The 22,750-nt window shown below is 71.4% G+C and carries 21 protein-coding genes; 14 read left to right on the forward strand and 7 right to left on the reverse strand.

Translation table 11 applies throughout. The features are described from left to right. The first annotated feature begins 2 nt into the window (after nt 1-2). The 4 genes from AB0N02_RS09675 (at nt 3) to AB0N02_RS09690 (ending at nt 3,583) form a co-directional block, all read left to right on the forward strand. The gene (locus tag AB0N02_RS09675; RefSeq protein ID WP_363944407.1) at nt 3-677 is read left to right on the forward strand and encodes a response regulator transcription factor; all 675 of its coding nucleotides are present in this window, start codon (nt 3-5) and stop codon (nt 675-677) included. Then, nucleotides 667-2,112 (forward strand): ATP-binding protein, encoded by a 1,446-nt coding sequence (locus tag AB0N02_RS09680; protein ID WP_363944409.1) that lies wholly within the window; start codon nt 667-669, stop codon nt 2,110-2,112. Before AB0N02_RS09675 ends, AB0N02_RS09680 begins: the two co-directional genes overlap by 11 nt. A 59-nt stretch (nt 2,113-2,171) precedes the next feature. After that, nucleotides 2,172-2,807: a TetR/AcrR family transcriptional regulator gene (locus tag AB0N02_RS09685; protein ID WP_363944411.1), complete on the forward strand. Its 636-nt coding sequence runs from the start codon at nt 2,172-2,174 to the stop codon at nt 2,805-2,807. A gap of 152 nt (nt 2,808-2,959) precedes the next feature. Beyond that, nucleotides 2,960-3,583 (forward strand): TetR/AcrR family transcriptional regulator, encoded by a 624-nt coding sequence (locus AB0N02_RS09690; RefSeq protein ID WP_363944412.1) that lies wholly within the window; start codon nt 2,960-2,962, stop codon nt 3,581-3,583. A 484-nt stretch (nt 3,584-4,067) separates the two neighbouring features. Here AB0N02_RS09690 and folP read toward each other — a convergent pair whose 3' ends face one another. Together folP and AB0N02_RS09700 are read right to left on the reverse strand one after the other, a co-directional pair. Next, nucleotides 4,068-4,913 carry a dihydropteroate synthase gene (gene folP, locus AB0N02_RS09695; protein WP_363944413.1) on the reverse strand — a complete coding sequence of 282 codons (846 nt, stop codon included), beginning with the start codon at nt 4,911-4,913 and terminating at the stop codon, nt 4,068-4,070. Between the two features lie 123 nt (nt 4,914-5,036). Beyond that, the gene (locus AB0N02_RS09700) at nt 5,037-5,906 is read right to left on the reverse strand and encodes a LysR family transcriptional regulator (RefSeq protein ID WP_363944414.1); all 870 of its coding nucleotides are present in this window, start codon (nt 5,904-5,906) and stop codon (nt 5,037-5,039) included. A gap of 1,012 nt (nt 5,907-6,918) precedes the next feature. Here AB0N02_RS09700 and AB0N02_RS09705 point away from each other — a divergent pair. Both AB0N02_RS09705 and AB0N02_RS09710 read left to right on the forward strand, forming a co-directional pair. Continuing rightward, nucleotides 6,919-7,884 (forward strand): neutral zinc metallopeptidase, encoded by a 966-nt coding sequence (locus AB0N02_RS09705; protein ID WP_363944415.1) that lies wholly within the window; start codon nt 6,919-6,921, stop codon nt 7,882-7,884. A gap of 145 nt (nt 7,885-8,029) precedes the next feature. After that, nucleotides 8,030-9,856, forward strand: coding sequence for an LCP family protein (locus AB0N02_RS09710; protein ID WP_363944416.1), 1,827 nt, complete (start codon nt 8,030-8,032; stop codon nt 9,854-9,856). A 173-nt stretch (nt 9,857-10,029) separates the two neighbouring features. Here the strand turns inward: AB0N02_RS09710 and AB0N02_RS09715 are convergent, their stop codons facing one another. After that, a complete protein-coding gene (locus AB0N02_RS09715; RefSeq protein WP_363944417.1) occupies nt 10,030-12,093 on the reverse strand; it encodes a spermidine synthase in 2,064 nt (687 codons plus the stop codon). Between the two features lie 170 nt (nt 12,094-12,263). Between AB0N02_RS09715 and AB0N02_RS09720 the strand changes: the two genes are divergently transcribed. From AB0N02_RS09720 to AB0N02_RS09735, 4 genes are all read left to right on the forward strand, one after another. Further along, nucleotides 12,264-13,622, forward strand: coding sequence for a S8 family serine peptidase (locus AB0N02_RS09720; RefSeq protein ID WP_363944418.1), 1,359 nt, complete (start codon nt 12,264-12,266; stop codon nt 13,620-13,622). Nucleotides 13,623-13,626: 4 nt separating this feature from the next. Beyond that, nucleotides 13,627-13,860, forward strand: a complete 234-nt coding sequence (locus AB0N02_RS09725) for a hypothetical protein (protein WP_363944419.1) — start codon at nt 13,627-13,629, stop codon at nt 13,858-13,860. A gap of 162 nt (nt 13,861-14,022) precedes the next feature. After that, entirely contained in the window at nt 14,023-15,213 is a 1,191-nt protein-coding gene (locus AB0N02_RS09730) for a right-handed parallel beta-helix repeat-containing protein (protein WP_363944420.1), read from the forward strand. Nucleotides 15,214-15,600: 387 nt separating this feature from the next. Then, the gene (locus tag AB0N02_RS09735) at nt 15,601-16,461 is read left to right on the forward strand and encodes an ion transporter (RefSeq protein WP_363944421.1); all 861 of its coding nucleotides are present in this window, start codon (nt 15,601-15,603) and stop codon (nt 16,459-16,461) included. A 78-nt stretch (nt 16,462-16,539) separates the two neighbouring features. Here the strand turns inward: AB0N02_RS09735 and rpsD are convergent, their stop codons facing one another. Further along, nucleotides 16,540-17,154, reverse strand: coding sequence for a 30S ribosomal protein S4 (gene rpsD, locus AB0N02_RS09740; RefSeq protein WP_363944422.1), 615 nt, complete (start codon nt 17,152-17,154; stop codon nt 16,540-16,542). A gap of 87 nt (nt 17,155-17,241) precedes the next feature. Between rpsD and AB0N02_RS09745 the strand changes: the two genes are divergently transcribed. Next, nucleotides 17,242-17,964, forward strand: coding sequence for a DUF2470 domain-containing protein (locus AB0N02_RS09745; protein ID WP_363944424.1), 723 nt, complete (start codon nt 17,242-17,244; stop codon nt 17,962-17,964). 264 nt (nt 17,965-18,228) lie between these two features. Here AB0N02_RS09745 and AB0N02_RS09750 read toward each other — a convergent pair whose 3' ends face one another. Then, a complete protein-coding gene (locus AB0N02_RS09750) occupies nt 18,229-18,807 on the reverse strand; it encodes an ATP-dependent Clp protease proteolytic subunit (protein WP_363944426.1) in 579 nt (192 codons plus the stop codon). A 386-nt stretch (nt 18,808-19,193) separates the two neighbouring features. Here AB0N02_RS09750 and AB0N02_RS09755 point away from each other — a divergent pair, with 386 nt between their 5' ends. Both AB0N02_RS09755 and AB0N02_RS09760 read left to right on the forward strand, forming a co-directional pair. Next, a complete protein-coding gene (locus AB0N02_RS09755; RefSeq protein WP_363944427.1) occupies nt 19,194-19,871 on the forward strand; it encodes a copper chaperone PCu(A)C in 678 nt (225 codons plus the stop codon). Nucleotides 19,872-20,095: 224 nt separating this feature from the next. Next, on the forward strand, nt 20,096-20,614 hold the full coding sequence (locus AB0N02_RS09760; RefSeq protein ID WP_363944428.1) for a GNAT family N-acetyltransferase: 519 nt from the start codon (nt 20,096-20,098) through the stop codon (nt 20,612-20,614). Nucleotides 20,615-20,686: 72 nt separating this feature from the next. Here AB0N02_RS09760 and AB0N02_RS09765 read toward each other — a convergent pair whose 3' ends face one another. Next, nucleotides 20,687-21,583 carry an SDR family oxidoreductase gene (locus AB0N02_RS09765; RefSeq protein ID WP_363944430.1) on the reverse strand — a complete coding sequence of 299 codons (897 nt, stop codon included), beginning with the start codon at nt 21,581-21,583 and terminating at the stop codon, nt 20,687-20,689. Continuing rightward, nucleotides 21,580-22,188: a TetR/AcrR family transcriptional regulator gene (locus AB0N02_RS09770; protein WP_363944432.1), complete on the reverse strand. Its 609-nt coding sequence runs from the start codon at nt 22,186-22,188 to the stop codon at nt 21,580-21,582. The genes AB0N02_RS09765 and AB0N02_RS09770 overlap by 4 nt, the downstream gene beginning before the upstream one ends. Nucleotides 22,189-22,383: 195 nt before the next feature. Here AB0N02_RS09770 and AB0N02_RS09775 point away from each other — a divergent pair, with 195 nt between their 5' ends. Beyond that, nucleotides 22,384-22,578 (forward strand): CsbD family protein, encoded by a 195-nt coding sequence (locus AB0N02_RS09775; RefSeq protein ID WP_363944434.1) that lies wholly within the window; start codon nt 22,384-22,386, stop codon nt 22,576-22,578. Nucleotides 22,579-22,750 lie beyond the last annotated feature (172 nt).

The raw sequence follows: 22,750 nt of genomic DNA on the forward strand, positions 1-22,750 counted from the left end.
GAATGCGGGTTCTCGTCGTGGAGGACGAGCGGCGGATGGCGGCGGCGCTCCAGCGCGGGCTGCAGGCCGAGGGGTTCGCGGTCGATCTCGCGCACGACGGCGAGGAGGGCCTGCACCTGGCCAGGCACGGCGACTACGACGTGGTCGTGCTGGACATCATGCTGCCCAGGGTCTCCGGCTACAACGTCTGCAAGCAGCTGAGGGCCGAGGAGAACTGGGTGCCGATCCTGATGCTGTCGGCCAAGGACGGCGAGTACGACATGGCCGACGGGCTCGACCTGGGCGCCGACGACTACCTGACCAAGCCGTTCTCCTACGTCGTGCTGGTGGCCAGGCTCAGGGCGCTGCTGCGCCGCGGCGCGAACCGGCGCCCCGCCGTACTGCGGGCCGGGGACCTGTCGCTGGACCCCGCGCGGCGGCGGGTCTCCAGGGGGGAACGGCCGGTCGAGCTGACGCCCAGGGAGTTCGCGCTCCTGGAGTACCTGATGCGCCGCCACGACGAGGTCGTCTCCAAGTCCGAGATCCTGGAGCACGTCTGGGACACCTTCGACACCGATCCCAACGTGGTCGAGGTCTACGTGGGCTACCTGCGCCGCAAGATCGACGTGCCGTTCTCCAGGAACGCGCTGCAGACCGTGCGGGGGGCCGGATACCGGCTGTCGGGCGATGGCGGCTGACCCGCCCGCCCAGGGAACGCGCCGCACGGCCGGCTGGTGGCGGCGCAGGAGCCTGCGCTTCCGGCTGACCGCGGTGGCCTCCGCCGTACTGGCGCTGGCCCTGGCCGTCTCGGCCTACGTGATGATCGGCGTGCTCGGCCAGGCCCTGCTCACCACCATCGACGACGCGATCTACCAGCGGGCGCGGGACACGGTCTCGCTGGCCGACGCGGGGCGCCTGCCCGGCGAGATGACCACGCCGGACGGCACGCTGCTGCAGGTGATCGACGCCTGGGGGCGGATCACCCACGCCACCACCGGTACCGACCGGCTGGTGCCGCTGCTGGACCCCGGGGAGCGGGCGGCGGCGATCGCGAAGGGCAGGGGCCGCTTCCTGGACGGCGGGCCGTACGGGATCCCGCACGTGCTGCGGGTGCGGGTGCTCAGCGCCGACCACGGGCGGACGGTGATCGCCGCCCGCCCCTTCGGCGAGGTGGAGACCAGCCTCAGCACGGCCGGTCACGTGCTGGTCGTCGGCACGCCGCTGCTGCTGGTGCTGCTCGCCGGGGCCAGCTGGGTGATCATCGGCAGGACGCTGCGGCCCATCGCCTCGCTGCGCCGGGGCGCGGAGGAGATCACCGACACCGCCCGCTCCCGGCGGCTGCCGGTGCCCGAGGCGCGTGACGAGGTGCACAGCCTGGCCACCACGCTCAACGACATGCTGGCCCGCCTGGAGAAGGCCGACGCGCGTCAGCGGGCCCTGGTCTCGGACGCGGCGCACGAGCTGCGCAGCCCGCTGGCCAGCATCAGGCTCCAGCTGGAGGTGGCGCTCGGCCACCCGGAGGGGCAGGACTGGCGGGAGACTGCCGAGGGGGTGCTGGAGGACACCCTGCGTCTGGCCAGGCTGGCCGAGGACCTGCTGGCCCTGGCCAGGCTGGACGAGCGCGGCGGCACACCGGGCCGCGGGGAGCCGGTGGAGCTGGACCAGCTGATCCCCCAGACCGCCGAGCGGTACGGCGAGGCCGTCACGGTGTCGGTCGCGGGCGCCCCGGCCCGATGGCCCGAGGCGCGGGAGACGGGTGAGAAGGACGAGGCGAACGGCGGGGAGGGGACGATCGTGGTGACCGGGGACGCGCTCGACCTGGGACGGGTGCTGGTCAACCTCGTGGACAACGCGCTGCGCCACACGACGGCCCCGGTGAGGATCGAGCTGCGCACCGAGGGCGCCGACGCGGTGCTGACCGTCACCGACGACGGACCCGGCATCCCCGAACCCGACAGGGAGCGGGTCTTCGACCGCTTCACCCGGCTGGACAGCGCGCGCAGCCGCGACGAGGGCGGCGCCGGGCTGGGCCTGGCGATCGTCAGGGAGACGGTCAACGCCCACGGCGGCGCGGTGCATCTGGAGGACGCTTCGCCCGGTTTGAGAGCCGTCGTACGGCTTCCGCTATCTTGACCAAGGCTTGCCCATCAAGTGATTGGCCGCGGCGCGTTTCCGGACCTAGCGTCGCTTCCATGACTTCCGCTGACGGCGGCGAGCGGGAGCTGATCCTGCGGGTCGCGACCCGGCTTTTCGCCGCCCTGGGGTACGACGGCACCTCCGCCGGCCAGATCACCGAAGCCGCAGGGGTGGACCTCACCACACTCAACGAGAGTTTCGGCGGCAAGCGGGAGCTGTACCTCGCGGTCATGGAACGCGCCCATCTGGCCGAGCTGGCCTGCATGGAGGGCTCGATCGCGGAGATCTCCACGGCGCCTCCGGGGGACCCTCTGCGGGATCCCGTGAGGGCCGTGCACCACATGCTCGACCGCTACATCGACTTCTGCGTCCAGAACCGGGACATCACCGCGCTGTGGATGCACCGCTGGCTGTCCGACGCCAGCGACGTCACCGAACTGGAGAAGCAGTACGTCCAGCCCGTGGTCCGGCGCATCAGCGAGACCCTGCGCGCCCTGACCTCGGACCCCAAGGACCTGATGTTCACGCGCTGGATGGTGACGTGGTCGGCCCACGCCTTCTCCCTCGGCGGGGTGCTCGACCAGGAGGGCAACCAGCGGGGCCCCGACGACCCGGAGACCCTGCGCAGGTTCCGCGCCTACATGCACAAGACGGTGCACCACGCCCTCGGCCTGCCGGGCGCCCCGCCCTGACCGGCCACGCGGGAGGCGTCCCGCCCGGCTTCGGCGAGCCGCTCGTGAGAATCGCCCGATCTGTGGGCTGTCGCGTGACTTCCGTTATCTTGGCCAAGGCTTGCCCGTCAGGTGATTGGCCGCGGCGCGTTTCCGGACCTAGCGTCGCTTCCATGACTTCCGCTGACGGCGGCGAGCGGGAGCTGATCCTGCGGGTCGCGACCCGGCTTTTCGCCGCCCTGGGGTACGACGGCACCTCCGCCGGCCAGATCGCCGAAGCCGCGGGACTGGACGTCGCCACGATCAACGAGACCGTCGGCACCAAGCGAGATGTGTATCTCGCCGTCATGGAGCGGGCCCACCTGGCCGAGCGGGCCGGTCTGGAGACCTCGATCGCGGAGATCGCCGTGGGGCTCTCCGGAGACCCCGTGGGGGCGGTGCACCGCCTCCTCGACAACTACATCGACTTCTGCGTCCAGCACCCGGAGTTCACGGCGCTGTGGATGCATCGCTGGCTGTCCGACGCCAGCGACGTCACCGAGTTGGAGAAGCAGTACGTGCAGCCCGTGGTCCGGCTCATCTCCGAGACCCTGGCGTCCCTGAACCCTCAGGCCGGGGACGTGACGTTCACGATCTGGACGGTGACGTGGGCGACCCACGCCTTCTCCCTCGGCGGGGTGCTCGACCAGGAGGGCAACCACCGGCTCCCCGACGACCCGGAGACCCTGCGCAAGTTCCGTGCCCACATGCACAAGATGGTGCACTACACCCTCGACCTGCCGGGAACCCCGCCCTGACCACCCGGCCTCCGGTTCCGGAAGGCCCTTCCCCCTGCCCTTCCCCCCTACCCGCCGCAACGGTCCACCGCCATGGTCCACCGCCGCGGCCCGGCGAAGCACGGCCGGCGAAGCCGCCCGAGGGGGACGGCCGGACTCCTCGCGGAGCCGATCCGCCTCCTGTCCGTGATCCACGGCTGATCGACCGTCACAACTTACATAACAAATCAATTTACTCCGGTAATGATATTGCGGTAAGAACTCCTCCGGTTGACGATGGGGACGCTCACCTCGTGCGGCGCCCCCTTCCCGGAGGCGCCGGATCCTCCACGGCGGGAAGGATCACCGTCATGAGCGGGGTGCCCGCCTCCAAGCCCACGGAGGCGGGCACCGGCCCCGGTGAGCGGCAGGACCTCATGAAAGGCGAGGCGCGCCCCCGCCTCGCGATCGGGTCACCCGTTCCCCCCGCGGGTGGCCCGATCCGTCCTGAGGGAGAGCCCGCGGCCTACGCGCGGGACGCCGCCCGCAGCCTGGAGACGACGGCGAGGGCCTCGCGCGCCGAGGCGGCGTCGTGGACCCGGAAGACCCGGGCGCCCTGCCAGGCGGAGACCGCCAGGGTGGCCATGGTCCCGGCGTGGCGCTCGTCGACGGGGAGGCCGCCGAGGGTCTCCCCGACGAAGTCCTTGTTGGAGACCGCGACGAGCACCGGCCAGCCGGTGTCCACCATCTCGTCCAGCCTGCGGCCCACCTCCAGCGAGTGCCAGGTGTTCTTGCCGAAGTCGTGCGCGGGGTCGATGAGGATCGCCTCCCTGGGGACGCCCACGGCCAGCGCGCGCGCCGCCAGGCCGACGGTGTGGCCGATGACGTCGGCCACCACGTCGTCGTAGGCGATGCGGTGCGGACGGGTGCGCGGGACGACGCCGCCGGCGTGCGCGCAGACCAGCCCGACGCCGTACTTGGCGGCGACCTCGGCCAGCGCGGGGTCCACCCCTCCCCAGGTGTCGTTGAGCAGGTCGGCGCCCGCCTCGGCGACGATCTCGCCGACCTCGGCACGCCAGGTGTCGACACTGATGATCAGCTGAGGATGACGCTCCCTGACCGCCGCGACCAGGCCCGCCACCCGGCGGATCTCCTCCGCGGGGCCGACCTCGTCGCCGGGACCCGCCTTGACACCGCCGATGTCCACGATGTCCGCCCCACCGTCGACGGCCCTGTCCACCGCCGCCAGCGCGGCGTCGAAACCGTAGGTCTTCCCTCTGTCGTAGAAGGAGTCGGGAGTGCGGTTGACCACCGCCATGATCGCGAATTCGCCGGGCCGGAACTCACGGCCTCGCAGGCGCAAGATAGTCATCGGTACCGAGCCTATACGGGCCCGTACGGGCCTCGGGGGACCGGTGCCGGAGAGGCAGGCGCTCCCACCTGCGCCGCCTCTGGGAATGGGGAACGTGGGAGATACGGGATCTCCGGGGAGATCCTAGGCGGCCGACCCACCTTCGGCCACCGTGAGGAACTCCTGGGCGATGACGGGCAGCCGCCGTCGCGCGTGGATGAGGGCGATCACCCGGCGGACCGAGGGATCGAGGGATCGGACCACCAGCCCGGCCCGGACGGCCTGCTCGGCCATGCCCCGGTACCACAGCAGGGAGGCCGCGCCGGAGCGGACCGTGTTGAGCCAGTTGCCGCGCTCGTCGAGTTGTACGGCGGGCACCGGGTTGATCCCGTACTTGGCGAACAGCGCGTCGAACTCCCTGCGGCGCGCGCTGCCCGGGACGGGCAGGACGAGCCGCATGCCGTTGAGCCTGTTCATCGGTACCGGATCGGGCAGGTTGACCCCCGGAGGGGAGATCAGCACGATCTCCTGGCGTTCCAGCGGATGGCTGACCAGATCGGCGGGGACGGGCAGGTCCGTCAGGCCGAGGTCGGCCCGCTGGTCCCTGATGGCGTTCACCACGCCGTCCCGTCCGTCACAGCGGACGATGTGCACGCGCACCCCAGGATGTTCGGCGGTGTAGGCGGGGAGCAGTCGCCCGGCCAGCCCCGGCTCAAGGCTGGGGGTCGAGGCGATGCGCAGTTCGGCATCGGTCGACTGGCCGTGGCTGGACAGTGCCTCGATCTCTCGGACGGCGTCGAGTGCCTCCCGGGCCAGCTTGACCACCCGGCGCCCCTGCGCCGTGACGACCACGCCGCGCCCGGAGCGGGCGAACAACGTCATTCCGAGCTCTCGTTCCAGGTCCCTGATCGCACGGGAAAGCGCAGGCTGGGCGATGTAGAGCGACCTGGCCGCGTCGGTCATGGTGCGGTGCTCCGCCGTCGCGACCACATAGCGGAGCTGCTGCAGATTCATGACTTTGAAGCTAGGACACGGCGCCCGGCCCGGTCCTGCACATCGCGGAGATCACCTTGGATGATTTCGGAATGTAATCGAATGTAGCGACATCCGTGACGGATGATAAATCAGTATGCTTACGCCCCAAATTCGACAAAGGTCCTGCCATTCATGGCATATCGGACGCTCGGGTTAACGGGGAGACAGCATGACAGGCAACGGGCAATATCCTCCACAGCCACCTCCATCCCAGGGACATTCGCACCCCGCTCCGCCGCCACCCACCTGGGCCGCCGCCCCACCGCAGGAACCCCCACGGGGAGCGCCGTGGGAGGCGCCGCAGGAACGTCCCCAGGGGGCACCGCAGGGATATCCGTTCCAGGCTCCTTCCGCACAGCCCCACCCGTCCGCCCCGCCACCCCCTTCCGGTCAGGGCTACCCACCGGGATACGGCTATCCGCCATCCGTTCCGGGCGGGCCGCAATTCCCACCGAGTCATGACCGTCCTCAGGGACCACCGCAGGGAGCACCGCAGGGACATCCCGGGCCGGCGGGTCACCCCGCCCATCCCGCCCACCACGACCTGCCCGCGTGGGGACAGGCGGCGCCCGCGCCTCTCGCGCCACAGGGGTACCCGCCGCACCCCCACCCCGGGCAGGCCCATCCGCCGCACCCCCAGCCGGGACAGCCCTATCCGCCGCACCCCCAGCCGGGGCAGATCCATCCGCCCCAGGCGCCCGCCCCCGGAGGACATCCGTCCCAGGCTCCCGGGCAGGCGTACCCGTCACCGCCCGCACCCCAGGCGTATCCGCCCCGGCCCGCGCCCGGACAGCCCCATCCGTTCCCGCCCCCGCCTCCACCTCCGGGGCCGGGATACGCGCCCGTACCCCAGGGGCAGGCGCCACACGGTCTCCGGCCGCCTCCCCCGGACCCCCGGTACGGCCGCCCCCAGCCGCCGGCCCCGTGGCAGCCGCCGCGGCGGCGCTCGGGCGGCGCGACGGCGGCGGCGGTCCTCGGGGGGCTCGTCGGCGTGGTCGCGCTGGCCTTCGCCGGGCTCGTGGTGATCGGGGCGATCGTGAAGAGCAGCCGCCACTCGGAGGTGGTCTCACCGATCGCGCTCCCCACCTTCTCGCCCTACACCCGCCACACCCCCGCCACGAGCAGGCCCGGCCTCCCCGAGACCGGCGAGCCGACCTCCGACCCGAGGGGGTCCGCCTCTCCCGAGCCGACCGAGACCCTCAAGCCTCCCCGGCAGCGGATCCTCAACACCACCCTGGAGAACAACACCCTCTACCGGAGCGGCGGGCTGCCCAGGGTGAACTGCCCGGCGGGCTCGGCGAACATCTACAGCCACGACCAGCTCAAGGCGCTGATCCTGAAGACGTCCCGCTGCCTGAACAGAGGGTGGTCGGAGATCATGAACAAGCAGGGCATGGAGTGGCGTCCCCCGGGATACGCCATCACCTCCCGCAAGGGACGCGGCGCCTGCGGGGACTTCCCCCAGACCGGCGGCATCGTGCCGTACTACTGCCCGCGCAACACCACCATCTACGCCTCGACCGGCGCCATGGTGAAGGGGGTGGGCAACTCCATGGGCTACGGCCAGATCGTCAGCTGGCACGGCGCGATCATCAGCATGATGGCCCACGAGTACGGCCACCACGTGCAGCAGCTGTCCGGCCTGTCCGGTACCTGGTGGCAGCGGACCCAGCGCTCGTCGAGCAGGAGCGGCAAGCTCGCGCTGAGCCGTAAGTTCGAGCTCCAGGCCACCTGTTTCGGCGGGATGTTCATGCGCTCGGTCTCGGGCAGTTACCCGGTCCCCCCGGCCCGGCGCGACACGCTGTACTACTTCTACTCGCGGGTCGGGGACTGGGCGGGTTACCCTCGCGATCATGGATCGCCGGCGAACAACAACCGCTGGTTCCGGCAGGGATACGAGAAGAACCAGGCTTTCCAGTGCAACACCTGGCTGGCCCCGTCTTCATCGACGTCGTAACTTAAGTGGCCATTAACCTGGGTTTGGTTGTCTGTCTGTCATGTCCAGGTATGGGGCTAGAATCCTGCCAATTCCGTGTAATCGGGGGGCCTCGGCTGTTCTACCAGGTGGACCGGGGTAGGACGTAGTAGGAAGCGGTGTGACCATGGGCCTTGGGCAAGACTCGGGGGATCCTGCCGGCAAGGACGGGAAACAGCACACCCGGCGGCACGAGACGGCGGACGGAGCCGGCCCCGGCGCCGGGCACTCCCCCGCTACGCCCGCCGGGCAGACCCCGGAGACCCGGCAGGGCGGCGAGGGCGCCCCGGCCCAGGAGAGCGGCCCGGCGGCCGAGACCGCCGGAGCCCAGGGCCCCGGCCCGGCGGCGGGGGCCGCACCGCGGGACACCACCGCCGCGACGCCCGCCGCGACGCCCGCCCCGGCCCCCGGCTCCGGCCGCTCCGCCAAGAAGGGGCCCAGATTCGCGAAGCCGATGACGACCGCCTCGCTCATCGGCTGGACCGGCCTGTCGGTGATCCTGCCGGGCGCGGCCCACCTGCGCTCCGGGCGCCGCCGCACCGGCTACGTCCTGCTCACCCTCTTCGGCGTGCTGCTGGCGGCCGCGGTGGTCGCCGCGCTCCTCCTGTGGGGCAACATCGGCTTTCTGACGCGGGACAGCACGCTGCTGACCGCGGCGATCCTCGCCGGGGTGGGCGCGGTCGCCTGGTTCCTGCTGGTGCTCTCCTCCTACATCTCCCTGCGGCCCAACCGGCTCACCGGCAAGGGCCAGATCGTCTCCGGCATCGCGATCGGCGTGCTGTGCGTCGCGGTGATGTCCCCGTTCGCGCTGGCGGCCAGCGCCGCGCTGACCGGCAGGGACATGGCCAACGCCATCTTCCAGAGCAGCACGGGCGACGACCCGGCCGTGACCCCCATCAAGCACGAGGATCCCTGGAACGGGCGCGACCGGGTGAACTTCCTGCTCGTCGGCGGCGACGGCGCGGGCAACAGGGAGGGCATCAGGACCGACAGCATGACCGTGGCCAGCGTGCACATCGAGACCGGCAACACGGTCATGTTCAGCCTGCCCCGCAACCTGCAGCACGTCCGCTTCCCGCCGGACAGCGCGCTGGGCAGGCAGTTCCCCAACGGCTTCATGCGCGAGCTGCCCAACGGCGGCCTGCTCAACGAGGTCTGGCAGTACGGCGAGGAGCACCCCGAGGTCGTCCAGGGCAAGGACGGCCAGCGGGGGCCGAAGGCGCTCATGGAGGCTATCGGCTACACCCTCAACCTGAAGATCGACTACTACGCCCTGGTCAACATGTTCGGCTTCGCCCGCCTGGTCGACGCCATCGGCGGGCTGAAGATCCGGGTGGACCAGGACGTCCCGTGGGGCGGCCTCTACGGCACCGCGGGCACGATCAAGGCCGGCTACCGGACGCTGTCGGGCGAGGAGGCCCTCTGGTACGGCCGCTCCCGCGTCGGCAGCGACGACTTCTCCCGGATGAGCCGTCAGCGGTGCGTCATCGGCGCCTTCGCCCAGCAGGCCACCCCCTCGGTCGTCCTGACGAACTTCGTCAAGATCGCGAACGTCGCCAAGAAGATGGCCAAGACCGACATCCCCCGCGAACTGCTGGACCCGCTGACCGAGCTGGCCCTCAAGGTGAAGGGCGGCAGGATCACCAGCCTCCAGTTCGTGCCGCCGGAGTTCTACTCCGGCTCCCCCGACTGGCAGAAGATCCGCGCCGCGACCCTCAAGGCGCTGCGCCAGTCCGTCCAGCCGTCCCGCCGCGCCCAGGCCGCCGGGGTGACCGCCTCGCCCGGCACGAGCACCGGCCCGAGCACCGGGGCGAGCACCGGGACGGCGGCCTCGCCCGGCGCGAGCGGCGCCACGCCGACCCCCTCCGCCAGCAAGACCGTGCGGGCGCTGCCGCACCAGACGCCCACCCAGAACGGCTCCGCCAAGTCCCTCGACGAGCTCTGCGGCTTCTGAGGCCCACCCGTCCCGTGGCCTGTCCCGTGGCCCGGCCCCCGACCAGGGGCCGGGCCACGGCCCTTTTCCGGCCCTCCGCGCGACCGCTTTCGCCGCCTTCCGCCCCGCCGCTTTCGCCGCCTTCCGCGCGGCCACGCGCCGCCCCGCGCCGCCCCGCGCCGGTCCCCGAAAGGTCAGCCCGCCCGCACCGCTCCCCCGGCCCGCGCGTTCCCGGGCAGCAGGGCGAAGGCGCCGAGATAGAGCGCGCCCGCCAAGAGCAGCAGGGCCTGGTAGCCGACGACCAGCGCCAGATACTCCAGGCAGCCCCCGGCCATCGCGCCCAGCAGGTTCGCGCCGAAGGCCGTCGTGCCGTCGGCGGAGCCGGCGAAGCGCCTGGCGAACACCACGTTGGCCGCGAAGATCGGCAGGAACGCCACGACCACGGCGGCCACCGCCCTGGGGACGACCGGCAGGCCGAGCAGCCAGGAGTCCGGCACCAGCCACGCCAGTGCCAGGCCGCCCAGGAGCAGGCCGTACATGACGGGCAGGGGCGGGGTCGGCAGGCGGCGCGTCACCTCGACCGCGGCGAGCACGGCGGCCAGCACCCCGGCGAACACGACCGCGTTCACCACCCAGGTCGTGCCGAACAGCAGCGCGAACCCGGTCACGCTCCTGGTCTCCAGCAGCATGAACGCCATGCCCAGCAGGAACAGGTCGGCGTAGGGCCTCATCCGCCGGTACGGCCCGGCGACCGCGCGCACCGCCAGCGCGCTCACCAGCAGGATCAGGCCGAGGGTGACGAGGTAGATCCACGGGACGGTCCGGTCCCTCAGGTAGAGGAAGGGCCGGTCGTCGCCGGTCGGCGGCGGGGTGAGCGCGGTCGCGCCCGCCCACTCGGCGCCGCACCTCTGGGCGTCGGCGGTGAGCCCCGCGGTGATCACGGCCTGCTGACCCGCCTGGCTGACGACGTCGACGCACGGCTTGTGGCCGAAGGCGGCCTGCGCGGTGGCGGCGAGCCGGTCGACCAGCCAGCTCTCCCGGTAGTAGTTGTACATCGAGAAGGCGCCGCCGGGCTTGAGGTGGTCGCGGGCCGCCTCCATGGCCTCCCGGGTGAACAGGTAGCTCTCCAGCCGCAGCGAGCTGGCCCCGGAGACCAGCGTGAGCGAGTCGGGCAGCGCGAACAGGATCAGGTCGTACCTGCTCGCCGTACGCTCGAGGAAGGCGCGGCCGTCGGTGACGACGGTGGTGACCCGGGGGTCGTCGTACGGCCGGTCCGGGTGGTAGGTGCCGCCTAGCTCGTGGAGCCTGGGGTCGATCTCGACCGCGTCCACGTGCCGGGCGCCCTTGCGCAGCGCGATCGCCACGTCGGTCCCGCTGCCCGCGCCGACGATCAGCACGTCGTCCGGCCGCCGCGTCGCCGCCCGCTCGTACGGCAGGGCGTACTGCCGCTCCCACTCCAGCCGGTTCGCCGCGGGAACGGCCTGCTGGTGCGGGATGCCGTTGACCTGGATGTCCATCATCGGGACCCCGTGCCAGACGAAGCGGTCGTAGGTCACCTTGTAGTACGGCGACCACAGCGCGCCCGCCGTCAGCGTCTCGGCCGCGAGCGCCCCGACGACGACGAGCGAGGGGACGGCGAGCGCCACCCGCCCGCGGAGCGTGCGCGGCCGCAGCAGCACCGTGTAGGCGAGCGCGGCGACCGTCCCCCAGACCACCGGCGGCGCGCCGAGGAACGACAGCGCGGTGAACAGCCCGATGCCGGCGAGGCTGCCGAGGAGGTCGTAGCGGTAGGCCTCCAGCCGCTCCAGCCGCGGGAAACAGCGCCCGACCAGCTCCGCCGGGCCCATCAGCACGACCGCCGCGGCCACGAAGACCACCGGCAGGATCAGCCACGGCGGCGGTCCGCTGGTGCCCAGGCTCGTCCAGTACAGCACCCCCTCGGTCTGCCGGTCGACGGTGACCGGGAAGATCAGGACGGCCAGCACGAGGACGGCCAGCGTGACCGGCGAGTAGTACGGCTGCCGCGTCGCGCGCCCGACCCTCAGGAAACCGAGCCCGATGCCGAGGAACGAGCCGAGCAGAACGAAGTTCGTGAAATAGCTCAGGTGCACGATGTTCGACCCGGTCCACCGGATCAGCGCGAGCTCCAGGAAGAGCATGAAGGCGCTGGCCGTGACCAGCCGGGGCCGGACGCCCGGCCAGTCGGCGGATCCGGCGTCGGAACATGAGAATGGCGTCGTCTCCGCCGCTGCGGTCATGTCCTCCAACGCTAGTGATCGCTACCCCGGCGAGGAAGAAAATCAGTCCCGGCGATTTGACCCTTTTGGACGGCATAAGCCCTGGTCAGCGCCGTTTTTGACCGCTGGACGGAGGCACGGCGGATGCAGGAACGTGGTGGGGTTCGATCCCCCGAGCCCCGGTGGTGCACATGCGAGTCCTGATCCAGCTCCGCCCCTCTCCCGACGTCGTCGCGGCCGTGGCCGACCCGAGTGTGACCGCGACCACGGCCGACGTGTCCGACGGTCTGCCCGGCGTCGTCCTCGACCACTCCTTCACCCCGGTGGCGGTGCCCCGCCCCGTGCCCGCCAACGGCGGCGACCCCCTGTCCCTGAACCAGGCCCTGACGTTCTCGCTGGCCGCCGAGGACGCCTCGGTCCTGGTCCGCGGCGAGATCTCCGACGACGAACTGTCCACCCGGCTCGCCCTGCTGCCCGGCCTGCGCTCCGACATCGTGGGAGTGCACGCCGACCCGGTGATCGAGTCGAGCCTCACCTGCGGCGGCGACGCCCCCGTCGGCGACTGGCACGACGTCGAACGGCTGCTGCGCGTCCCCGAGCTCCAGGCCGAGGGGCTGAACGGGTCCGGCGTCTCGCTGGCGATCGTGGACACCGGCATCAACACCGCGCACGTCACCCAGCACATCGGCCACGGCCTCACCCTGGACGCCCGCAACAGCTGGAACCCCAGCGGGGTGACCGGACTCCCGGGCCAGTTCCGGGTCGACCACGGCACGATGTGCGCCTTCGACGCGCTCATCGCCGCCCCCGGGGCGTCGCTGATCGACATCCCCGTGCTGCTGTCGCGGCGCCCCGGCGGCTCCGCAATGGACGGCCTGCTGTCCGACGCGGTCGCGGCCTTCGCCCACCTGCGGACCGTGCTGGACGCCCAGCCCGCGGCGACCCGCTCCCTCGTCGTCAGCAACAGCTGGGGCTCCTTCTCCCCCCGCTGGGACTTCCCCGTCGGCCACCCCGGCAACTACTCCGACAACGCCGCCCACCCGTTCAACCTGATCATCTCCAGCCTGGAGCAGGCGGGCGCCGACGTGCTGTTCGCCGCGGGCAACTGCGGGCGCGAGTGCAGGGACAGCCGGTGCGCCTACCCCGACCGCCCGATCGGGGGCGGCAACTCCCACCCGCGCGCGCTGTCGATCGGCGGCGTGGACACCGGCGGCGAGCGGGTCGGATACTCCTCGCAGGGCCCCGGCCGCCTCACCCTTCGCAAGCCGGACATCTGCTCCTACACCCACTTCTCCGGCTCCAAGGCCTTCGGCGACGGCGAGCCCGACTCCGGCACCTCGGCCGCCTGCCCGGTCACCGCGGGCCTGGTGGCGGCCATCCGCACCCGCTGGCCGGCCGCCCAGCTGCCCCCGGCCCAGCTGCGCGCCCTGCTGCGCCGTACCGCCGACGACCGGGGGAGCGTCGGGTTCGACTACGACTACGGCTACGGGGTCGTCGACGTCTCGGGGATCCTCACCTCGTTGCGCCGCAGGGACCTGCGCGTAGCGTGAGGACATGTTTCTCATCACCGTGCGGCTCGCAGCCCAGGCGACGCTCGAACAGGCCATGGACCGTCTCGGCCTGTCGAGCGAGGAGGTCGACACCGGTTACGGTCTGGTGCTCATCGACCCCGGCCAGGGCCTGTACGGCCTGCGGGTGACCGAGGCGGCCGCCTGCCGGATCGACCCGGCGGCGGGCGGCGGCCCCTACTCCGACCCGCGGATCGAGCCGTACGGCCCGCCGCGGTAGGGGTGGCGTAGGGCGGCGCGGCCCGGTGCCCGCACGGTCGCGCCGTCCACGGTCTTCTCCGCCCGCCGATCTTCGTGCACTCTTGATCCATAACTCCGGCACTGGTGGATTTCTCACCAAATTTCCGGAAAACGGTCAGGAGAATCTCGGAGGAGCAGAGCAATGACCTCGAACGACACGCGGCGCGGCGGAGACCGATTACCGAAGGTGGTGCGGGCGGTCGTCGCGGCGACCCTGGCCGCGGCCGGACTCGGTGTGGCCTCCCCCGCCTCCCCGGCCTTCGCCGTCCCGCCTTCGGCAGCCCCGGTCCAGGTGCGGTGCGGTGACGTGGTGATCTCGGACGTGACCCTGACCGCCGACCTCGTCTGTCCGGACAACACCGCGCTGGTCGTCGGCGCCGACAACCTCGTCATCGACCTCGCGGGCCACACGATCAGGGGACCCGGCTCCCCCGGAAGCGGCATCGAGATCGGCGGCCACCACAACACGGTGGTGGACAACGGCACGATCTCCGGCTTCACCAGCGGCATCTCGGCCACCGGCCCCGGCACGAACACGAAGTGGGGAGACATAAAGCTGACGGTCACCCGGACGCGGTTCACCGACAACGCGAAGGTGCGCCTCACCCACGCCTCGGCCTCGTTCGGCGGAACCCAGCAGACCTGCGCCCTGGACGGCCTGTCGGCCGTGAAGTCCACGGTCACCGTCGACGACTGCACAGTGCACAACGCCTTCCTGCTCGACCAGACCGGCGCGACGATCCGGTCCAGCGCGCTGAGCGGCGGCGCCCTGCGGCTGGAGGAGTCGAGCGACGGCCTCTACAGCGGCAACGTCTTCGACAACTTCGGCATCTCGCTGCTGGGAGAGTCCACCCGCAACCTGTTCGTCGGCAACACCATGAGGAACACGGCGACCGCCATCTCCGGCAGCGTGCCGCAGGACCCTGAGACGACCAACACGATCAGGGACAACGTCATCAGGGACAACAACGTCGGTTTCCGGAGCTACGACTCCACCGGCTACACGATCACGCAGAACCGGTTCACCGGCAACCGCAGCGCGGGCGTCCTCGTCGACAACAAGCTCGACCGTGACAACCCCGAGTGGATCTCCGACAACGTGTTCTACAGCAACGGCCGCTCGCCCAACGGGATCAGGGACCGTGACGGCAACCCGGTCAGGGGTGGCATCCACCTCCGTACCACCCCCGGATCCAGGATCCGGCTGGCCCGCAACACCGGCGCCTCCAACACCGGCCCCCTGATCTGGGCGCCCCAGGGGCAGGTCGTCGACGGAGGCGGGAACCAGGGCCCCTGCGCCCCCATCCCCAATCCCGACCTGACCTGCGGCTGACGCCGCGACCGGGAACGTTCACCGGGGCGGACGCCGTTCACCGGCGCCGATCCGCCCCACCTCGCCACCCGCCCCGCCTCGCCACCCGCCGTACCGGCGCCCGGACGGTCACGAACGCGGCGAAGATCAATGGTCGCCGCATCGGCCCCCACCGGGCCGCACCCCCGCTCCCACCCGGTGAGACCACGGCCCGGTGAGACCACGGCCCGGTGAGACCGCGCGGACGCCCCGGTGTCCGCGCGGCCCTCCGCACCCACCGGCGCGGCCTCCGCGACCGTCCCGCCGGCCCGGCGTCCGGTCGCCGGGCCGGTCCGCCGGTCCGCCGGGCCGGTCGGCTGAGCCGGTCCGCCGAGCCGGTGCGAGCGGGCGAAAGCCTCCCAAAACGATATGATCTTCCGGCAGTTCACCCGGCCCACGACCCAGGGGGAGTCATTCGTGCCGCTGCGCGAGCGTGCCCGCGCCGCCCTGGAGGCTCAGCGCTTCCAGCAGGTCATCATCGCGGTCATCGTGATCAATTCGGCGACCCTGGGCCTGGAGACCTCGGCCGGGGCCGTCGAGCGGTACGGCACGGCGCTCACCGTCGTCGACCACGTGGCGCTCTACATCTTCGTCGCGGAACTGCTCGCCAAGATCTACGTCTACCGCGGGCGCTTCTTCCTGGACCCGTGGAACCTCTTCGACACCTCGATCGTCATGATCTCCCTGCTGCCGACCGCGGGCGGCCTGTCGGTGCTGCGCGCGCTGCGCATCCTGCGGGCGCTGCGACTGATCTCGGTGGTGCCCAGCCTGCGCAAGGTCGTGACGGCCCTGCTCAACGCGGTCCCTGGTATGACGTCGATCGTGCTGCTGCTCGGGCTGGTGCTCTACGTCACGGCGGTGATGGGCACCAAGCTCTATCACGCCACCGCGCCCGACTACTTCGGGGACCTGCCGACCTCGCTGTTCACCCTGTTCCAGATGATGACCGGGGACGGATGGTCCGACATCACCCGCGAGGTGATGGACGAGCACCCGTCTGCCTGGATCTTCTTCGTGGTGTTCATGCTGGTGTGCACCTTCGTGGTGCTGAACCTCTTCATCGCGGTCGTGGTCAGCGCGATGGAGGACGAGCGCGACGAGGAGAACGCGCGGGCGACGATCCGTGCGACGGAGGAGATGAGCGCCGCCGTGCTCGCGGAGCTGACCGCGCTCAGGGCGGAGGTCCGCGAACTGCGGGACCGGGTCCCGGTGACGCCCGGCGGCGGGTGAGCGGCGCGGGACGTCACCGGGGCCTCACCGGAGCGTCACCTGGGCCTCATCGGGCCCGGTGACGCGGGCGGGCGCGGGTCAGCGGGAGTAGAACTCCACGACGAGCTGCTCGTCCACCGGGACCGCGATCTGCTCGCGCGACGGGCGGCCGACCAGCGTGAACCGGAGATCGGCGTGGCTGACGTCGAGGTAGGCGGCGGTCCGGTCGTCGGCGTGGACGCCCTCGGCCGCGGCGACGAACGGCTGCATTCCCCGGGACCTCTGGCGTACCGCGACGACCTGGCCGGGCTTGACCAGGTAGCTGGGAATGTCGACCTTGCGGCCGTCGACGGTGATGTGACCGTGGGTGACGTACTGGCGGGCCGCGTAGATGGACGGGGCGAGCCCCGCGCGCAGGACGAGGGAGGCCAGGCGGCTCTCCAGCAGCACGACCAGCTCGGCTCCGGAACGCCCGCCGCCGCGCAGTGCCATGTCCCAGTAGCGGCGCATCTGCCGCTCCGAGACGTCGTAGTACCAGCGCAGCTTCTGCTTCTCCATCAGCCGCAACCCGTAGTCGCCGGTCTGCCGCCTGTTGGTCTTGCGCCCGTGCTCGCCCGGCGGATAGGGCCGCTCCTCGAAGTAGCGGACGGCCTTGCGGGTCAGCGGGACGCCCGCCCTGCGGGACAGCCGCACCTTGGGCCCGGTGTAGCGCACAGTCACTCCTCTGTGATTAGGTTTGCCTTAGTGAGGTAAGCCTTACCTTAGGCGAAATGGTCCCCCGATCTCAAGGAGAGCCTGTTCATGCAGCCCGTCACCGCTCCCCCGATCCCCGAGCGGGTCCGCACCCTGGCCGCCACCGCCCTTCCGACCCACGTCTCCCTCGCGGGCACCGACCTGCCCGCGATACCCGTCAGGGGCGGCGTGGACGACGCCGGCCGCCCGGTGCTGCTGGTCCTGCCGGGAGACCCGCTGCACGGCGCGCCGGACGAGCCGGTGGTGACCGTCGACCTGACGGCCAGCCGCTCTCTCGGCGGGGTGGAGGCCTCGCGCGGGCTGCTCAAGGTGCAGGGGTGGGCGCAGGCCGTACCGGAGGCCGAGGCGCGGCGGGCCGCGGTGGCGATCGCCGAGCGCTGCCCCGACGAGGCCCTGTTCGAAGCCCTGGAGGGCGGCGGCCCCCGGCTGCTGCGCGTCGACGTCGGCCAGGTGATCTATCTCACCGGCCCCGAGTCCGGCGTCCTCGACGGTGACGAGTATCTCGGCGCCCATCCCGACCCGCTGATGAACGTCGCCGAGCGCATGCTCGACCACATCAACGGCGCGCACCGGCAGCAGCTGGAGCGCGCCCTGACCTCCCTGCTCGACGGCCCCGTCCCCGACGTCTGGCTCTGGGAACTCGACCGCTTCGGCGCGACCGTCCGCTCGGGCATCGACGATCCCACGCTGATCCGCCTGCCCTGGCCCGTCCCCGTCGGCGACGCCGAGTCCCTGGAGCACGCCCTGCGCTGCCTGCTCTGCCACCGCTGAGGGCGGCCCCACCCGGCGCGCCGCGTGACGCGCCGCCTTCGCACCGCCCTCACACGCGTGAACGAAGCGCTGCCCTCACGCGCGTGAACGGAAAGGGAACGGCCCGCCACGCTCTTCCCCGGCTTGTCCACAAGCAGCGCGGCGGGCCCTCCTCACCCCCGGAATGCACGCCGAAATCCCGGAACGCACACCGGCGGAAAACCTCGGCGCGATTTCCGGCGGGCGCCGGAAATCAGCCGGAAAAGTTATTTCAGGAACGAACGGCTAATTCTCCGAGCCGACCTCACTGGTGGTGCGGACGACCTCGTCGACGAACCCGTAGTCCCTGGCCTCCGTGGCGGTGAACCAGCGGTCGCGATCCCAGTCATGCTCGATCTGCTCCAGCGTCTGCCCCGTGTGGAAGGCGATCCGCTCGCGCATCATCTGCTTGGTGTAGAGCATCTGCTCGGCCTGGATGGCGATGTCGGTGGCGGTTCCGCCCAGGCCGCCGGACGGCTGGTGCATGATGACCCTGGTGTGCGGCAGCGCGTAGCGCTTGCCCGGCGCGCCCGCGCAGAGCAGGAACTGTCCCATGGAACCCGCGATGCCCATCGCGACCGTGGCGACGTCGTTGGGGATGTAGTGCATCACGTCGTAGATGGCCATCCCCGCGGACACGGAGCCGCCCGGCGAGTTGATGTAGAGCCAGATGTCACGCCGGTCGTCGCCGGCCGACAGCAGCAGCAACTCACCGCAGATCCGGTTGGCCACCTCGTCGTTCACCTCGCTGCCGAGCACGACGATCCGCTTGCGCAGCAGCCGCTGGTACAGCTGGTCCTCGGGCACGGGCTTCGAACCGGCCATGTCTTTCCCTCACTCCGAATCAAAGTTTACGAACGCCGAATCCCTGCGACCATAACGCGCCCCGGCCCCGGACTTTCGCGCCGTTCGCTGTGAGCGCTTTCCGCTCACAGCGCACTTCCCATCGAATTCATTTGCCATGGACGCGCCGCGCCGTTACGTGGAGCAGGGCCGTGTCCTGTGTGATGATTGCCGCACCATGCCCGCGACCGCACTCCTTCACCCCGCCCGTTTCCCGGCCATCACCACGGTGTCCCGCGGGCGGCCTCTCCCGGCACTCTGATCCCGGCAGGGCGACGCCGGACGTCTCACCTGATCTCTCCGGCGCGTGTGACGGCATGTCGACCACTGCTCCGGCCGCGGCGCCGTACACCTGGAAAGGTCCTTTCATGATCGTTCGTCGTGCTCTCTCCACCGGTCTCCTGGCCGCTCTCGCCGCCGTCTCGGCGAGCGCCTGCGGCGCGCAGTCCACCGAGCAGCCCGCGGATCAGCAGGCCGCGCCGGCCGCCGCGACCACGGCCGCCCAGCAGGCCGCGCCCAACGCCCCCGCCGAGGGACCACCGCTGGCGATCACCGACCCGTGGGTGAAGAGCACCAAGAAGAAGATGACCGCCGCCTTCGGCACCCTGGTCAACAACACCGACGTCGACATGACCGTCGTGTCGGGCAGCTCCCCGTTGTCGCGGAAGATCGAGCTGCACGAGGTGGTCGACTCCGGCGGCAAGGCGGTGATGCGGCAGAAGAAGGGCGGGTTCGTGATCCCCGCCAGAGGAACGCTCCAGCTCCAGCCGGGCGGCGACCACCTCATGCTCATGGGGGTGAAGAAGGAGGTGAAGCCCGGCGCGCAGATCGGCCTCACCCTCACCCTGCAGGGCGGCGAGACCCTGGAGTTCACCGCGGTCGGCAAGGACTTCGCGGGCGGCGAGGAGCACTACCGGCCGGGCGGGGGAACAGACACGGACACGGAGACCGAAACGGGCGCGGACACGGGGACCGAAACGGGGACGGACACGGGCGCGGACACGGAGACAGGCACGGAGACAGGCACGGGGACGGACAGCGACTGACGAAGAGGCGGGCGCGCCGGCACGGCCAGGGCGGCGACCGGCGGAGAGGCGGGCACGCACGGCGGCCGGGGGCCGGACTCGCGACTCTGCGGCAAACCGTCAAGAGATGTCCGGAAAGTCGCCCATGATAGGCAGATGCGACTGATTTGCAGCGAGCCTCGGGCTCCCCACGAGCTTCCGCCACCCCGGCCCACGGTCCGTCCACACGACGGGCGGGTGGCGTCGTGACGACTCCGGTCCGCGTTCTGGACGCGTGCGCGGCGGGCCGGGACGCGGACGCCGGCGCGCTGATCTTCGAGTACATGGCGGCCACCCAGGTGGAGCTCGGCCGCCCCGCCCCGGCCGCCGTCGACGAGCTGTCCGCGTCCCTGCGGGACGAGTGCCGGAACCCGGCCCTCGCCTACCGCGCCCCCGGCGTGTTCCTGGTCGCCTATCGTGACGACACCCCGGTCGGCTGTGTCGGCCTCAAGCCCGTCCCCGGCACGGACGCCGCCGAGATCAAGCGCCTGTACGCGCGCCCGGCCCACCGCGGCGGGGTCGGCAGGATCCTGATGCACCACGCGCACGAACACGCCGAGCTGAACGGCTTCGCCCGCCTCGTCCTCGACGTCATGCCTCAACGCCGGCAGGTCATCGACCTCTACCGCCGCCTCGGCTACACCGACGCCGGGACCAGCGCGCGATACTCGAGCCCCATGCTCTCCATGGAGCGGCGCGTCTGCCCCTCCGGCGCCCTGGGGTGAGGCGCGGCGTCACGGCCCCCACCCTGGCCGTCGCGGTTCTCCCCCGGCGCCCGGGGGTGAGGCGGGCCGCGGTCAGCGGTAGTCCCGCGGATCGCCCGCCTCACCGCGCTGGGAGTCGGCGAAGTAGCGTCCCCAGTCGGGACGCGAGCCGTCGGCGTCGGTGAAGCCGTACTCCCTGGCCAGCTGCCAGCTGGCCAGGGATCTGCCGCTCCAGCGGTACACCCGGGGGTCGGCCGCGAGCGCGGCCACCGCGCGGCCGACGTAGGCGGGGGTCTCCGACATCGCGAAGTACGGGTCCCTGGCGATGCCGTCGCGCCAGTTCTCCTCGGTCACCCCGAAGTGGTCGAGCATCGCCTCCGAGCGCAGGAACCCGGGGGTGAGCGCGAGCGCGGTCACCCCGTACGGCTTCAGGTCGGCGGCCTGGGCCTGGGCGATCCTGATCACGCCCGCCTTGGCCAGGTCGTAGAAGAAGGTGCCCCGGTAACCGTGGTCGTCCAGCCCGTCGGTGACCTCGACGACCAGCCCCCTGCGCCGGGCGACCATCAGGGGCAGCGCGTGCCAGCTGGTGATGATGTGGGTGTGCACGGCCTGGCCCTGCAGCCGCAGCCCCTGCTGGAGCGGCTGCTCCCACAGGGGTCTGTCCCACACGGTCAGCGGGTCGCCGCCCCAGACGTTGTTGACCAGGACGTCCAGGCGCCCGTCCTGCTCGGCGGCGATCCTGGCGACCAGGTCGCGCACCTGCTCCTCCTGGAGATGGTCGACCTGTACGGCGATGCCCCGCCCACCGGCCGCGGTCACCAGCTCCGCGGTCTCCTCGATGGTCTCCGAGCGGTTCATCGGCGATTTCGACGCCGCCGTCGTACGGCCGGTCACGTAGACGGTCGCTCCCGTGGCGCCGAGCTGGACGGCGATTCCCCGCCCACCGCCCCGGGTCGCTCCCGCCACCAGGGCCACCTGTCCGTCGTTCACTGCTTCTCCTCGGTGGGGCGATAGGGGTCGAGCAGGGTCCGCAGGTCCCGGCGGAGCGCGTCGGCGAGCGATCCGGATCTGGTCGCCGCCCAGGTGAGCTGGGTGCCGTTGCGGATGGAGTCGGCGGCGTCGGCGAGCGCGCCGAGGTCGGCGGTGTCCACCAGGTGACCGCCGGCCACGGCGGCCCCCAGATAGCCGAGCAGTTCCGCCCGTACGGCGCGGACGTGGTCGCCCAGCAGCGCGCGGAACTCGTCGTCGGCCAGTTCCAGATGCAGGAAGGCCAGGTTGTTCGCGAACTCCTGGGGGTCCATCTCGTGCCCGGCGGCGCGCACCACCGCCCTGATCAGCCCTTCGACCGGGTCGGGGGCCGCTTCGAACGCCGCGCGCATGGGCCGTACGAACGCCTCCCCGGCCGTCTCCCAGCGGACGAAGCCGAGCAGCAGGCCGCGTTTGCTGCCGTAGCGCTGCACGAGCGCGCCCGTCGACACCCCCGCGGCCCGGGCCACGTCGGCCAGGGTGAGCCGGACGGGCCCCGCTTTCCCGATCGCCGCCGCGACCGCGGCCATGATGTCCCGCTCGTCGATCGTGCGAGGTCGCCCCGCCATCTCCTGCCCTCCCCCAATTAAATAATGACTGTTCATTATTTATATCAGAGGTCTCACCGTACGGCGGGCCGCCCCTCACCCCGCCCCGCCGCACCGGGGGCCGGGTGAACGGCATGTTTACCGCCTCCGTCCATGGACAGAAGGATTCGCGAGGAAAAACCTCACACAGAAGGTCACAAGGGGAGGAATCACACCATGGGTGCGGATGACAAGATCTCCAACAAGGCCGAAGAGGTCGGCGGCAAGGTCAAGGAGGGCGCGGGCCGTCTCACCGGCGACGAGCGCCTGGAGGCCGAGGGCCGGGCCGACCAGAGCAAGAGTCACCTCAAGCAGGCGGGGGAGAAGGTGAAGGACACCGCCAAGCACGTCAAGGACGCCTTCAAGGGCTGACCTTCCGGCGAAGGACGGGGATCCGGGCTCGCCGGGTCCCCGCCGCACGCGCCCCGCTGCCCACCGGCCGGGGACCCCCACGAGCGGGAAAGGCCACGTCCTGCTCTCCCTCCGGCAAAGGAGCCTCGCCTTCGGACATGGATCGGGCGGAACGGGTAGGGAACCCGCCGGA

This window comes from Streptosporangium sp. NPDC051022, from assembly GCF_040683035.1.
In the GTDB taxonomy this organism is placed as follows: domain Bacteria; phylum Actinomycetota; class Actinomycetes; order Streptosporangiales; family Streptosporangiaceae; genus Streptosporangium.

What these genes read in the sequence shown, in the direction of transcription:
- AB0N02_RS09675 (WP_363944407.1), top strand. Translation starts at nt 3, where the DNA reads ATGCGGGTTCTCGTCGTGGAGGACGAGCGGCGGATGGCGGCGGCGCTC.
- AB0N02_RS09680 (WP_363944409.1), top strand. Translation starts at nt 667, where the DNA reads ATGGCGGCTGACCCGCCCGCCCAGGGAACGCGCCGCACGGCCGGCTGG.
- AB0N02_RS09685 (WP_363944411.1), top strand. Translation starts at nt 2,172, where the DNA reads ATGACTTCCGCTGACGGCGGCGAGCGGGAGCTGATCCTGCGGGTCGCG.
- AB0N02_RS09690 (WP_363944412.1), top strand. Translation starts at nt 2,960, where the DNA reads ATGACTTCCGCTGACGGCGGCGAGCGGGAGCTGATCCTGCGGGTCGCG.
- folP (WP_363944413.1), bottom strand. Translation starts at nt 4,913, where the DNA reads ATGACTATCTTGCGCCTGCGAGGCCGTGAGTTCCGGCCCGGCGAATTC.
- AB0N02_RS09700 (WP_363944414.1), bottom strand. Translation starts at nt 5,906, where the DNA reads ATGAATCTGCAGCAGCTCCGCTATGTGGTCGCGACGGCGGAGCACCGC.
- AB0N02_RS09710 (WP_363944416.1), top strand. Translation starts at nt 8,030, where the DNA reads ATGGGCCTTGGGCAAGACTCGGGGGATCCTGCCGGCAAGGACGGGAAA.
- AB0N02_RS09715 (WP_363944417.1), bottom strand. Translation starts at nt 12,093, where the DNA reads ATGACCGCAGCGGCGGAGACGACGCCATTCTCATGTTCCGACGCCGGA.
- AB0N02_RS09720 (WP_363944418.1), top strand. Translation starts at nt 12,264, where the DNA reads ATGCGAGTCCTGATCCAGCTCCGCCCCTCTCCCGACGTCGTCGCGGCC.
- AB0N02_RS09725 (WP_363944419.1), top strand. Translation starts at nt 13,627, where the DNA reads ATGTTTCTCATCACCGTGCGGCTCGCAGCCCAGGCGACGCTCGAACAG.
- AB0N02_RS09730 (WP_363944420.1), top strand. Translation starts at nt 14,023, where the DNA reads ATGACCTCGAACGACACGCGGCGCGGCGGAGACCGATTACCGAAGGTG.
- AB0N02_RS09735 (WP_363944421.1), top strand. Translation starts at nt 15,601, where the DNA reads ATGATCTTCCGGCAGTTCACCCGGCCCACGACCCAGGGGGAGTCATTC.
- AB0N02_RS09745 (WP_363944424.1), top strand. Translation starts at nt 17,242, where the DNA reads ATGCAGCCCGTCACCGCTCCCCCGATCCCCGAGCGGGTCCGCACCCTG.
- AB0N02_RS09750 (WP_363944426.1), bottom strand. Translation starts at nt 18,807, where the DNA reads ATGGCCGGTTCGAAGCCCGTGCCCGAGGACCAGCTGTACCAGCGGCTG.
- AB0N02_RS09755 (WP_363944427.1), top strand. Translation starts at nt 19,194, where the DNA reads ATGATCGTTCGTCGTGCTCTCTCCACCGGTCTCCTGGCCGCTCTCGCC.
- AB0N02_RS09770 (WP_363944432.1), bottom strand. Translation starts at nt 22,188, where the DNA reads ATGGCGGGGCGACCTCGCACGATCGACGAGCGGGACATCATGGCCGCG.
- AB0N02_RS09775 (WP_363944434.1), top strand. Translation starts at nt 22,384, where the DNA reads ATGGGTGCGGATGACAAGATCTCCAACAAGGCCGAAGAGGTCGGCGGC.